Source organism: Bacteroides sp. CAG:633 (assembly GCF_000435115.1).
Taxonomy (GTDB): Bacteria; Bacteroidota; Bacteroidia; order Bacteroidales; family Bacteroidaceae; genus Bacteroides; species Bacteroides ndongoniae.
On record NZ_FR883034.1, the window covers coordinates 23,193 to 36,990 of the forward strand.

At 41.3% G+C, this 13,798-nt stretch carries 12 protein-coding genes; all 12 read left to right on the top strand.

The window, feature by feature from the left end:
• A partial coding sequence (locus tag QVP67_RS04675) for a tetratricopeptide repeat protein (protein WP_288179914.1) occupies nt 1-1,160 on the top strand: 1,160 nt, incomplete at its 5' end.
• 4 nt (nt 1,161-1,164) lie between these two features.
• Nucleotides 1,165-1,797: an LPS export ABC transporter periplasmic protein LptC gene (gene lptC / locus QVP67_RS04680; RefSeq protein WP_022162401.1), complete on the top strand. Its 633-nt coding sequence runs from the start codon at nt 1,165-1,167 to the stop codon at nt 1,795-1,797.
• 2 nt (nt 1,798-1,799) lie between these two features.
• Entirely contained in the window at nt 1,800-3,059 is a 1,260-nt protein-coding gene (locus tag QVP67_RS04685) for a hemolysin family protein (RefSeq protein WP_071149973.1), read from the top strand.
• 124 nt (nt 3,060-3,183) lie between these two features.
• On the top strand, nt 3,184-5,322 hold the full coding sequence (locus QVP67_RS04690; RefSeq protein ID WP_022162403.1) for a SurA N-terminal domain-containing protein: 2,139 nt from the start codon (nt 3,184-3,186) through the stop codon (nt 5,320-5,322).
• 202 nt (nt 5,323-5,524) lie between these two features.
• The gene (gene rlmN / locus QVP67_RS04695) at nt 5,525-6,568 is read left to right on the top strand and encodes a 23S rRNA (adenine(2503)-C(2))-methyltransferase RlmN (protein ID WP_022162404.1); all 1,044 of its coding nucleotides are present in this window, start codon (nt 5,525-5,527) and stop codon (nt 6,566-6,568) included.
• A gap of 68 nt (nt 6,569-6,636) precedes the next feature.
• A complete protein-coding gene (locus tag QVP67_RS04700) occupies nt 6,637-7,698 on the top strand; it encodes a DUF4837 family protein (RefSeq protein WP_022162405.1) in 1,062 nt (353 codons plus the stop codon).
• A 2-nt stretch (nt 7,699-7,700) separates the two neighbouring features.
• Nucleotides 7,701-8,798 (top strand): 4-hydroxythreonine-4-phosphate dehydrogenase PdxA, encoded by a 1,098-nt coding sequence (pdxA, locus tag QVP67_RS04705; RefSeq protein WP_022162406.1) that lies wholly within the window; start codon nt 7,701-7,703, stop codon nt 8,796-8,798.
• A 2-nt stretch (nt 8,799-8,800) separates the two neighbouring features.
• Entirely contained in the window at nt 8,801-10,045 is a 1,245-nt protein-coding gene (locus QVP67_RS04710) for a sigma-54 interaction domain-containing protein (RefSeq protein ID WP_022162407.1), read from the top strand.
• On the top strand, nt 10,032-10,559 hold the full coding sequence (locus tag QVP67_RS04715) for an LptE family protein (protein ID WP_022162408.1): 528 nt from the start codon (nt 10,032-10,034) through the stop codon (nt 10,557-10,559). Before QVP67_RS04710 ends, QVP67_RS04715 begins: the two co-directional genes overlap by 14 nt.
• 9 nt (nt 10,560-10,568) lie before the next feature.
• Nucleotides 10,569-11,519 carry a hypothetical protein gene (locus QVP67_RS04720; RefSeq protein ID WP_022162409.1) on the top strand — a complete coding sequence of 317 codons (951 nt, stop codon included), beginning with the start codon at nt 10,569-10,571 and terminating at the stop codon, nt 11,517-11,519.
• A 4-nt stretch (nt 11,520-11,523) separates the two neighbouring features.
• Nucleotides 11,524-11,901 (top strand): preprotein translocase subunit SecG, encoded by a 378-nt coding sequence (secG, locus tag QVP67_RS04725; protein WP_022162410.1) that lies wholly within the window; start codon nt 11,524-11,526, stop codon nt 11,899-11,901.
• 232 nt (nt 11,902-12,133) lie between these two features.
• A complete protein-coding gene (locus tag QVP67_RS04730) occupies nt 12,134-13,795 on the top strand; it encodes an MFS transporter (protein WP_394331820.1) in 1,662 nt (553 codons plus the stop codon).
• The last annotated feature ends 3 nt before the right edge of the window (nt 13,796-13,798 follow it).

Genomic DNA, 13,798 nt, shown 5'->3' on the forward strand with positions numbered 1-13,798 from the left:
GTCCGACTTTGAGATATTACACATTTACGGATGCCATTAAAATTCTGCAAAATTTCTTGCAAACCAACAAAGATCGTAATTCTGCCGACTACAAAAAATATTTCGACGAGCTGATGCAGGTTCACGATTTGCGTATTCAGAATCTTCCGGAATTTGCCAAAAAATATAAGAGCGGAATTCCCAGCCCGGCTTCAGCTAGGGGTACAAAGGCTGTAGACTACTTGCAGTATGCTCCAGTACCGGATCTGAATCAGGCTTATACTTGGCTGAGAGAATCGGTTTCTGAGGCGCAAGGCGAATCTGACGGTGCTGTGTTGCATTACTTTTTGGATGTGTCCATGCAGAAAGTAAAGGCTGACAGTAATCATACTGATCAGTTCTTTCAGGATTATTTGGATGCTTCCAAATATACCGAGGATGCTATCGCTACCGAAACCAATGCTGCCAAGAAGAAAAATCTTGAAGCTATTAAGGAGAACTTGGTTGCCATGTTCGTTAACAGTGGTGTAGCCGACTGCGAATCTCTGCAGAATATCTATGGTCCGAAAGTAGAAGCTAACCAAAGCGACTCCACTTTCCTGAAGAAGACTATCGCTATCCTGAAGATGATGAAATGTAATGAAAGCGAAGTTTACTTCAAGGCTTCTGATTACCTGTATCGTATCGACCCGAGTGCAGATGCTGCTGTAGGTGTAGCCTATATGTATTATAAGAAAGGCGACTACGATAACGCCGTGAAGTATTTCGACGAGGCTTTGGGTATGGAAACTGACAATGCAAAGAAAGCTGAAATGTCTTATGCAACAGCTGCTGCTCTGTTTAGTGCCAAGAAGCTTTCTCAGGCAAGATCTTACTGTCAGAAGGCCCTTTCTTTCAAAGAAGACTACGGACAGGCATATATCATGTTGGCACACATCTATGCTTCCAATCCGAAGTGGAGTGATGAGCCTGCTTTGAACAAATGTACTTACTTCCTCGTAATCGACAAGCTTCAGAAAGCTAAATCGATCGATCCGAGCGTGGCCGAGGAAGCCAATAAGCTTATTTCTACCTATTCAGCTTATACCCCGCAGGCAAAAGACTTGTTTATGTTGGGTTATAAGGCTGGCGACCGTGTAACTATCGGTGGCTGGATAGGTGAGTCTACAACCATTCGATAATATGATGTCATCACAATCGAAGGGCGTAATATATTTTAGAAATCTGAGCATAACCATTGTCTTAGGGGGAATGGTTATGCTCCTTTTATTTTCGGCCTGCTCTGGAAAGAAGCAAGAACTGGGCGCAGCCATTACCGAACGTGATTCGATGCCGGTGATGGATACGCGGGGAGTCACGACGCTTATTTCAGACTCCGGTGTTACGCGTTACCGCATTCTTACCGAGGAGTGGAAGGTGTTCGATCGTAAGTCTCCTTCTTATTGGTCTTTCGAAAAGGGAGTCTATCTGGAGAAGTTCGATACCTTGTTTCAGGTCGAAGCAAGTATCAAGTCTGATACTGCTTATTTTTACGACAAGCAGAAGCTTTGGAAACTGGTAGGCAATGTACATATACAGAACCTGAAGGGAGAGAAGTTTGACACAGAGTTGCTTTATTGGGATCAGACGAAAAAGAAGGTTTATTCGGACAAGCGTGTGCGTATCGAGCAGCCCGATCAGATTATTTATGCATGGGGCTTTGAATCGAATGAACAAATGACAAAATATCGTTTCTTCAAGACTGACGGTATATTCTATATCGACGAGGAAGAGGGAGCCGCTCCTTCCGACAGCCTGAAGACGGACAGTATCGGATAAGTATGTTAGACACTATTATTTATTTGCTGATAACCATGGCTTTCTCTGCCTTTTTCTCGGGAATGGAGATTGCCTTTGTTTCGGTCGACAAGCTACGTTTTGAAATGGACAAGAAAGCTGGTGTAACGTCTGCCATTCTTTCTTATTTCTTCCGCAATCCTAACGATTTCATTTCGACAATGCTGGTGGGCAATAATATTGCGCTGGTTATTTACGGTATTTTTATGGCGCAGATTATCGAAGGGAATCTATTGGCCGGAGTTATTTCGAATCATTTTGCGGTAGTACTGATACAAACGATTATTTCAACACTGGTTATCTTGGTGACGGGTGAGTTCCTACCTAAAACATTGTTTAAGATCAATCCCAATCTGGCCTTACGTGTATGTGCCATGCCGTTGTTTGTATGCTATGTAGTCTTGTTTCCGGTCTCTAAATTAGCTTCAGGGCTTTCGTCTGTCTTTTTATATATTTTCGGCGTACGTATTAATAAAGAGGCGCGTGCCAGAGCATTCGGAAAGGTCGATTTGGATTATTTTGTTCAGTCGAGTATCGAAAATGCCGAAAGTGAGGAGAATCTGGATGCCGAGGTGAAAATATTTCAGAATGCGCTCGACTTCTCGAATATCAAGATACGTGATTGTATTGTGCCGCGTACCGAAGTTGTAGCAGTTGATGTCAGTGCTTCACTGGACGAGCTGAAAAGTCTTTTTGTGGAGTCGGGTATTTCGAAAATAATAGTGTACGACGGTAGTATAGATAATGTGATAGGTTATATCCATTCGTCGGAGATGTTCCGTAATCCGGCCGATTGGCGAAATAATGTGAAGGATGTTCCCATTGTTCCCGAAACGATGGCGGCTCACAAACTGATGAAACTGTTTATGCAACAGAAGAAAACAATTGCAGTTGTGGTAGATGAGTTTGGCGGGACCTCTGGCATTGTTTCTTTGGAGGATTTGGTAGAAGAAATCTTTGGAGATATAGAAGACGAACATGACAATACGTCGTATGTATGTAAACAAATTGGAGAGAATGAATATGTTTTGTCTGCGCGTCTGGAAATTGAGAAGGTAAACGAAACGTTTGGTCTGGATCTTCCGGAATCGGATGATTATTTGACGGTAGGCGGGCTTATTCTGAACAGTTACCAAAACTTTCCCAAGCTGCACGAAGTGGTAACAGTAGACCGTTATCAGTTTAAGATTATTAAGGTTACAGCTACTAAAATTGAACTGGTGCGGCTCAAAGTAACCGAATAATGCTATTTAGATGCAAAATTTCGGCGAATAAATAGATGCGTATTAGCATTTTTTGTATCTTCGTGCGCTAAAATCGGTAAAAATAAGAAAGTAATAAATAAACAAATAAATCTAATTAACAAAAATGGCAACATTACAAAACATTCGGTCGAAAGGACCTTTATTGGTGATTGTAATTGGTGTGGCGTTGTTTGCTTTCATCGCGGGTGATGCATGGAAGGTTCTTCAGCCGCATCAGTCACAAGACGTAGGAGAAGTGAACGGAGAAACTATTTCCGCTCAAGATTATCAGACAATGGTGGAAGAATATACGGAAGTCGTTAAGTTCTCTACCGGTAGATCAGCATTGAGTGATGAAGAAACCAATCAGATTAAAGATGAAGTTTGGCAAAGATATGTCAACAATAAGCTGATTGAGAATGAAGCTGAGAAGTTAGGCCTGACAGTTTCGAAAGAAGAAATACAGTCGATTATAGATGAAGGAACGCACTACATGTTGCAAAGAACTCCTTTTGTGAATGCCCAGACAGGGGCTTTCGATAAGGATATGTTGAAGAAGTTCCTGGTTGATTATTCAAAGATGAACAGAGCGCAGATGCCTGCTCAATATGTAGAACAATACGATGCAATGTACAAGCTGTGGGCATTTATCGAACAATCTCTGATTGAAGCTCGCTTGCAGGAAAAATACACATCGTTGATAGCCAAATCACTGTTCGCTAACTCTGTTGAGGCACAGGATGCGTTTGATGCACGTGTAAATCAGACCGATCTGCTTTTGGCAGCCATTCCTTACTCTTCTGTTACAGATTCTACGATTACAGTAAGCGATGCTGATTTGCAGGCTGCATACGATAAAAAGAAAGAGCAATTCAAGCAATATGTTGAAACTCGTAACATCCGTTATATTGATGTTCAGGTAACAGCAAGTGCTGAAGACCGTGCTGCTTTGCAAAAGGAAATGGAAGAATATACAGCTCAATTGGCTTCTACTTCTTCTGATTATACATCGTTCATCCGTTCTACTGGTTCTGAAACTCCGTATGTAGATTTGTTCTACACAACAAGAACTTTGCCTTCTGACGTTACTGCACGTTTGGATTCAGTAAATGTAGGAGAGGTGTTTGGTCCCTATTATAATGTAGCAGACAATACTCTGAATACATTCAAGAAATTGGCTGAAACTTCAATGCCTGACTCTATCGAATATCGTCAGATTCAGGTAGTAGCCGAAGATGCTGATAAGACTAAGACTTTGGCTGACAGTATCTATAATGCCATTAAGGGTGGTGCTGATTTTGCTGAAGTAGCTAAGAAGTATGGACAGACTGGCGAAGCTGTATGGATTACTTCTGCCAATTACGAAGGTGCCCAGCTGGATGGTGATAATCTGAAGTATGTAACTGCTGTTACTACTATGGGACAGAATGAACTGCAGAATCTGGCTTTAGGTCAAGCTAATGTTATTTTGCAGGTAACTAATAAGAAAGCTGTGAAGGATAAATATAAAGTAGCAGTGATTAAACGTCCTGTTGAGTTTAGCAAGGAAACCTATAATAAGGCATACAATGATTTCAGCCAGTTTATAGCAGCTAATAATACGCTTGAAAAGATGATGGCCAATGCTGAAGACGCTGGTTACAGACTCTTCCCTAAAGATGACTTGTATAGCTCAGAACATGGAATTGGTGGTATTCGTGGAACAAAGGATGCACTGAAATGGGCTTTCGAAGCTAAGGTTGGTGAAGTTTCTGGTTTGTATGAGTGTGGCGAGAGTGATCATATGCTGGTTGTAGGTTTGGCTGGCATCGTTAAAGAAGGATATCGTCCTTTGGCTCTGGTAAAAGATCAGTTGAGAGCTGAAGTTATCCGTGACAAGAAAGCTGAGAAGATTATGGCTGATATGAAGGCTGCTGGTGCGACTTCATTTGATCAGTATAAGAATATGGCTAATGCAGTGAGCGATTCAGTGAAACATGTTACTTTCTCGGCTCCCGCTTATGTATCAGCATTGCACAGCAGTGAGCCTGCAGTAAGTGCTTATGCATCGGTTGCAGAAGTTAATAAGCTGAGTGCTCCGATTAAAGGTCAGGGTGGTGTCTTTGTTCTTCAACCTTATGCAAAAGAAAAATTGAACGAAACCTTTAATAAGGAAACTGAAGAGACTACATTGGAAAACATGCATGCACGTATGGCAGGTCAGTTTATGAGTGACTTGTATTTGAAAGCCAATGTGAAAGATACTCGTTATCTCTTCTTCTAATAAGTTAGAATAGAGGTTTTACTCTAAAAAATACATCCGGGCTTTAGGTTTCAGAATATCGGGTCTGAAATCTGAAGCCCGGATTTTTTGTATAGATTCTGATAGTCCTGTTGTTTTTCGATACGTGGGGCAAGTTTCTATTGCCACCGTTGTCTTTATATTACTTTATTTGTACCTTTGCAAGATAAAAGAATATAAGAATATGGCACAAAAACTTCCCCTTTTGGGATTGACTCTTTCTGAATTGCAGTCTGTTGTAAAGAATCTTGGCATGCCAAGCTTTTCAGCCAAACAAATAGCTTCTTGGCTGTATGATAAAAAAGTCTTTTCAATAGATGAAATGACCAATTTGTCGTTAAAACATAGAGAGCTGCTGAAAGAACAGTATGAGGTTGGAGCTGAGGGACCGATAGATGCGATGCGTTCGGTTGATGGTACTGTAAAGTATCTGTTCCGTGTCGGTGAAAACCATTTTGTTGAATCTGTTTATATCCCTGATGATGACCGTGCTACGTTGTGTGTGTCTTCACAAGTAGGTTGCAAAATGAATTGTAAGTTTTGTATGACCGGAAAGCAAGGATTTACTGCTAACCTTACAGCTAATCAGATAATAAATCAGATAAACTCTTTGCCGGAACGTGATAATCTGACCAATGTAGTAATGATGGGGATGGGAGAGCCTTTGGATAATCTTAATGAGGTATTGAAGGCTTTGGAAATAATGACCTCTGATTACGGATATGGTTGGAGCCCGAAAAGAGTGACTCTCTCTACTGTAGGCCTCCGCAAGGGGTTACAACGTTTTATTGAGGAATCCGATTGTCATTTGGCTGTTAGTCTTCATTCTCCGTTACCGCTGCAACGCCGTGACTTGATGCCTGCTGAAAAGGCTTTCTCAATAACTGAAATAGTTGATCTGTTGCGCAACTATGATTTCAGCAAGCAGCGGAGACTTTCTTTTGAATATATCATGTTTAAGGGAGTCAACGACTCTCTGCCTTATGCCAAAGAACTTTTGAAACTATTGCGTGGCGTAGATTGCAGAATTAATTTGATTCGTTTCCATGCAATTCCAGGTGTTGATTTGCAGGGAGCTGATATGGATACGATGGTTACTTTCCGGGATTATCTGACTTCACATGGATTGTTTACTACAATACGTGCTTCACGAGGTGAGGATATATTTGCAGCCTGTGGAATGCTCTCTACGGCGAAGCAAGAGGAGAATAAACAAGAATTAATATAAATTATTAACTTTGCCCGAAAGGATTTACTGATTTTTCGTAGTTTTGTAGAAACTAAAATAATGTGATTATGAAAAGGCACTTGGTTTATTTGAGCATGTTCCTTATGTCTGTTTTGTTTGTGGCATGTGGTAATGGTAAAAAGAAGAGTATGTTTACCCCGACCTCAAGTGGGCGTGCATATGAAGTTCTTGTTGTAATAGATTTGGATATGTGGGAGCGGCCGGCTGGTAGAGCTTTGTTTGACGTACTCGACTCTGATGTACCTGGATTGCCTCAATCAGAACGCTCTTTCCGCATTATGTATACTGATCCGTCGAATTATGACGCTACCTTAAAAATTATCCGCAACATTATTGTAGTAGAGGTGAACAAAGACCTCTATACACAGCCTAAGTTAAAGTCTGCTCAGAATGTCTATGCTGCACCGCAGTCTATCTTGACAATTCAGGCTCCTGATGAAAAGACATTTGGTGAGTTTGTTACAAAAAACAAACAAGTCATTATAGACTATTTTACTCATGCAGAGATGAACCGGCAAATTTTTGCTTTGGAAACCAATCATAGTGATTATGTCACAACGAAAGTAAAAAGTATGTTTGATTGTGATGTATGGGTACCTGGCGAGTTGACAGCTACGAAACAAGGCGAGAACTTTTTCTGGGCAGGAACTAATGCTGCAACTGGTGATCAGAATTTTGTTATTTATACTTATCCATATACCGATAAGAATACTTTCACAAAAGAATATTTTGTTCACAAACGTGATTCTGTGATGAAAATCAATATTCCAGGGGCACGCGAAGGAATGTATATGATGACTGATTCGTTGATGACTGATGTACGTCCTATTAGTGTGCAAGGCGAGTATGCACTGGAAGTTCGTGGGCTGTGGCGTATTAAGGGCGATTTTATGGGTGGCCCGTTTGTGTCTCACGTTCGTTTGGACAGAGCTAACCAACAAATTGTTGTTTCAGAGATATTTGTTTACTCTCCTGATAAGATGAAACGTAATCTTGTACGTCAGATGGAAGCTTCTCTTTATACTTTGAAGTTACCAAATAGCCGACAGGTAGAAGTAACAATACCGGCTATTGTGATAAGTAATGATTCAACTACTAATAAAAAATAAGAATGGAAGATAACAAAATAAGAATTGGCATAACACAAGGTGACATTAATGGAGTGGGATATGAAGTGATTCTGAAGACTTTTGAAGATCCCATGATGTTGGAATTGTGTACACCGATTATATATGGTTCTCCTAAGGTTGCAGCCTATCATCGGAAGTCTTTAGACCTCTCTACTAATTTTAGTATTGTGAATTCGGCTTCAGAGGCTATGCCAGATAAGCTGAGTGTGGTTAATTGTACTGATGATGAAGTAAAGGTAGAGTTCTCGAAGGCTGATCCCGAAGCAGGGAAAGCTGCTTTAAGTGCTTTGGAGAAAGCTATAGAAGAGTATCGGGAAGGTTTGATCGATGCTATTGTGACTGCACCTATAAACAAGCACACTATTCAGTCTGAGGAGTTCTCTTTTCCCGGCCATACCGAATACATTGAGGAACGGTTGGGCGATGGTGAAAAGGCTCTTATGATTCTGATGAAAGGTGATTTTCGTGTAGCATTGGTTACTGGACATATTCCCATTGCTCAGGTTGCTTCGACCATTACCAAGGAATTGATAGAAGAAAAATTGGAGATTTTCAATCGGTCTTTAAAACAGGATTTTGGTATAGGAGCACCACGTATCGCAGTATTAGCTTTGAATCCTCATGCCGGTGATGGTGGATTATTGGGAATGGAGGAACAGGAAATTATAATCCCTGCTATTCAGGAGATGGCTGCCAAGGGGGTACTTTGTTTCGGACCTTATCCTGCTGACGGATTTATGGGTTCGGGCAATCTTTCCCATTTCGATGGAGTATTGGCCATGTATCACGATCAGGGTTTGGCACCATTTAAAGCACTGGCAATGGATGAAGGAGTGAACTATACGGCTGGTTTGCCTGTCGTTCGTACTTCGCCGGCGCATGGCACTGCTTATGATATTGCAGGAAAGGGTGTAGCTTCGGAAGATTCGTTCCGCCAGGCTGTTTATGTAGCGATTGATGTGTTCCGTAACCGTTTGCATGAAAAGAATATGCGTGCAAATCCACTGCGAAAGCAATATTACGAGAAACGTGATGATAGTGACAAGTTGAAGCTTGACAGTATAGAAGAGGAATTATAAATATGACGAAAGCAGAAATACAGCAAGTGAAGTTGCGTTTTGGCATCATTGGTAACAATGATGGATTGACGCGCGCCATTGATATAGCGATTCAGGTGGCACCTACTGACTTGTCTGTCTTGATAACTGGGGAAAGCGGTGTAGGTAAGGAAAGTTTTCCCCAAATCATCCATCAGTATAGCCGACGTAAACACGGGCAATACATTGCAGTGAACTGTGGAGCTATTCCGGAAGGTACTATCGATTCGGAGCTTTTTGGCCATGAAAAAGGAGCCTTTACAGGAGCTATCGGCGAGCGAAAAGGATATTTTGGAGAAGCAAATGGTGGTACTATCTTTCTGGATGAAGTAGGAGAGTTGCCTTTGCCTACTCAGGCCCGTTTGCTTCGGGTACTTGAAACGGGAGAATTTATCAAGGTGGGTTCGTCGAAAGTAGAAAAGACGGATGTGCGTATTGTTGCTGCTACAAACGTAAATTTGACTCAGGCTATTGCGGACGGCCGTTTTCGTGAGGATCTGTATTATCGTTTGAATACAGTTCCTATACAGATTCCTCCTTTGCGAGAGAGAGGTGAAGATGTGGTTCTGCTGTTCCGAAAGTTTGCGACCGATTTTGCGGATAAATACAGGATGCCTGCCATTCAGTTGACGGAAGATGCCAAACGTGAATTAATGTCTTATTCGTGGCCAGGTAATGTCCGTCAGTTGAAGAATATTACAGAGCAGATCTCAATTATTGAAACTAACCGTGAAATAGATGCTTCTATTTTGAAGGGATATCTGCCGTTGCAAAGTAATGTGCAGAAACTTCCTGCTTTGTTCGGAGCAAAGGAACACAAGAGTTTTGAGAGTGAACGTGAGATACTTTATCAGGTCCTTTTTGATATGCGTCAGGATGTTACGGAGTTAAAGAAACTGGTGCATGAGATTATGACTGAACGTGCTGCGGGAATTTCGTCTGCATCTCCTTCACCTTATTTATCCTCCGAGGCTTCTATTGTGACTCCGGCACAACCCTCAGTACCTGCTATTATTCATTCTCCGATTAAGGCAGTTACGCCTGTCGATGATGATATTCAGGATACGGAAGAGTATGTGGAAGAATCGTTGTCACTGGATGATGTAGAAAAAGAAATGATACGGAAAGCACTTGAAAAGCATCATGGCAAACGCAAAGCGGCGGCACATGATCTGAACATTTCCGAACGGACTTTATACAGAAAGATTAAAGAATATGGGTTGGATTAGAAAGATATCATTAATACTTTTGTTGGCAATATCGGGCATTGTGCTGTATTCTTGTAGCATAAAGATAGGTCTTGCTCCGATTAGTTCAATAGATTATACGAAAGTTAAGACAATTTCGATTGCTGATTTTGAGAATCATGCCGATTATGTTTATGCACCTTTGGCGATCGAATTCAATCAGAAGCTGAAAGACATGTTCATTCAGCAGACAAGTCTTCGTTTGGTTGATTCGGGAGGAGATTTGGAGATTAGCGGTGAAATTATAGGATATAATCAGTATAATGAAGCTGTAGATGCCAGTGGTTATTCTTCGAAAGTAAAACTGACTTTGACGGTGAAAGTGTCGTATGTCAATAATACCAATCACGAAGAAGACTTTACCGACCAGCAATTCTCAGCTTTCCAGACGTATGACTCATCGCAATTGCTGACCTCGGTACAGGACGGATTGATTACCGTAATGGTTAAAGATATTGCAGAGCAAATATTTAATTCAACAGTAGCTAACTGGTAATATAGGGAAATGACATCTGTACATTTGCAACAGTGGATTGAGCATCCGAAGATGCTGAACAGGGATACTTTGTACGAGCTTCGTACGATGGTAGCCCGTTATCCTTATTTCCAGTCACTTCGTTTGTTGTACCTGAAGAATTTGTATTTGTTGCACGATACAGCTTTTGGTTCAGAGTTGCGGAAGGCAGTACTTTATGTTGCCGATCGTCGTGTCTTGTTCTACCTGATAGAAGGTGATCGTTATAAGTTGCAGGCTCAGAAACTGTCCAATAGGATAGATACTGAATTGAAAGAAGAGCCTAGCGTCGATCGTACTCTTTTCCTGATTGATACTTTTTTGGCAACTATGCCGGAAGAGCAGACTCAACCGATGGAATTGGACTATTCGATGGATTATACAGCCTATCTGCTGAGTGAAGACAATGGATTGAATGAAGAAAGCCCGCAAGAGGAAGTGCCCAAGCTGAGGGGGCAGAATCTCATTGATGATTTCTTGAAGAGAGACGAGAAGGAAACTGTGGAAGAAGCAGTTCCGTCTGCTACAGATACAAAATTGGATGCAATGCCTGAACAGCCGGATGATGCAGCAGAAAGTGTTGAGGAATGTAGCTCGTCTCAATCACCGATGCTGGAGGCTACAGCAGAGCAACCTATAGAAGGCACTTGTCAAATAATCGGTGTAGATGAGTCTTCCGAGACAGCTGATCAGGCAGCCGGTGATGATTTGGATAATGAAGAGCCGGATGAGGAGAATTTGGATGATATTTACGGCAAAGAAGAGTTGGATGACAGCTGTTTTACCGAAACTTTGGCAAAAATATACATCAAACAGCACCGATATGATAAAGCTCTTGAAATTATTAAAAAATTAAGTTTGAATTATCCAAAAAAAAATGCTTACTTTGCAGACCAAATCAGATTTTTGGAGAAATTGATTATTAACGCTAAATCAAAATAACAAAATGTATTCATTATTAATTATCTTAATGCTGATTGCATCAGTATTGATGTGTTTCATTGTTTTAATCCAGAATTCAAAGGGTGGAGGTCTGGCATCAGGCTTTTCTTCATCCAATGCGATTATGGGTGTACGCAAAACTACCGATTTCCTGGAAAAAGCAACATGGACATTAGCTGCGGCTATGGTTATATTCAGTGTTGTTGCTGCTTATACAGTTCCTTCTGCTTCTAGCAAGAGTGGTGATGTGATATTGGAACAAGCACAGCAAGAAGAGAAGACAAATCCGTATAATATGCCCGTAGGTACAACAGCACCGCAGACTGAAGCTCCTGCTGCTGCTACACCTGCTCCTGCTGCTTCTGATTCAGCAGCCAATTAAGGACAGAACGGCATGGCCGTCATGCGTGATTTGAGATAATTTAGGCACGGATTACATGAATTTGAAGGGGTAATTTATTCCCTATTTTCATGTAATCCGTGTTTTTTATATCTGTATGTTTAATAAAGTCTGATTATCTGTATTCTTTTTTAGCATAATAGCTGGAAAGACTAGCATATTTTCATTATTTTTGTTGCTTAATAAATTAACTAATAACATACTAATTGAAATGATGACATCTGAAAAAAATCTCCAGACGTTGCGCGATTCAGCGGCTATGCGCTGGATGGTGCTGCTTTTCTTGGCTTTTGCCATGTTCTGTTCATACATCTTTATGGACATTCTTTCACCTATTAAAGATTTGATGCAATCTACACGAGGCTGGGATTCTACAGCTTTTGGTACGATGCAGGGTTCTGAAACGTTTTTGAATGTTTTTGTATTCTTTCTGATTTTTGCCGGTATCATTCTGGATAAGATGGGAGTACGTTTTACAGCCCTTCTTTCAGGAACAGTGATGCTAATAGGTGCTATTATCAATTGGTATGCCGTTACCGAAAGTTTTCAAGGCAGCGGACTTGAGAACTGGTTTAATAATAATCTGAATTATATCCCCGTTTTTGATGAATTGGGCATTTCTCCTTTTTATAGAGGTATGCCTGCCTCAGCCAAGTTTGCAGCCATTGGTTTTATGATCTTCGGCTGTGGTGTTGAGATGGCAGGTATTACAGTTTCCAGAGGATTGATTAAATGGTTTAAAGGCCGCGAGCTGGCATTGGCTATGGGTTCGGAAATGGCACTTGCACGTTTAGGTGTGGCAACCTGTATGATCTTCTCTCCGGTATTTGCCAAGTTGGGAGGTGTAATTGACGTTTCCCGTTCTGTAGCATTCGGTGTAGTACTGCTGATGATAGCCTTGATCATGTTTATCGTTTATTTCTTTATGGATAAGAAGCTTGACGCACAGACTGGCGAGGCAGAAGAAAAAGATGATCCCTTTAAGATATCTGATTTGAAGAAGATTCTTACAAGCGGTGGATTCTGGTTGGTTGCATTGCTGTGCGTGCTTTATTACTCTGCCATTTTCCCGTTCCAGAAGTATGCTGTAAATATGTTGCAATGTAACCTGATATTTACTGATGTGCCAGCCGATTCATTCTGGGCAACTAATACGGTGACCATAATTCAATACTGTATCATGCTGGTTGTGGCTGCTGCCGCTTTTGCCAGCAATTTCTCCAAGCGTGTCAGTATGAAATACGGATTACTGGTTGTTGCAGCAGTGGCATTGGTTGCTTTCTGTTATATGGGTTATATGCGTCAAAGCGCTGAGACTGTTTTTGCTGTATTCCCGTTGCTGGCAGTAGGTATTACACCTATATTGGGCAATTATGTTGATCATAAAGGAAAAGCAGCAACCATGCTTGTGGTTGGTTCTATTCTGCTGATCTTCTGTCATTTGACTTTCGCTTTTGTATTACCGCAATTCAAGGATAATGCGATTGGTGGTGTGATTATTGCTTATCTTACCATTCTTGTACTCGGAGCAAGTTTCTCGTTGGTTCCTGCTTCTTTGTGGCCTAGTGTGCCTAAGTTGGTCGATGCTAAAATCATTGGTAGTGCCTATGCGCTTATCTTCTGGATTCAGAATATCGGTTTGTGGCTTTTCCCGCTTCTGATAGGAAAGGTTCTCGACCGTACCAATCCGCAGCTTGTGGCCGATTTGCAGAATGGAGTCATTACACCGGAAGAAGCAGCTGTCTCTTATGATTATACAGCGCCGCTTGTAATGCTTGCCTGTCTGGGTGTTGCCGCATTGATTCTTGGTTTTGTATTGAAAGTAGTCGACCGTAAGAAGGGCCTTGGCTTGGAAGAACCTAACATTAAGGAATAAGTA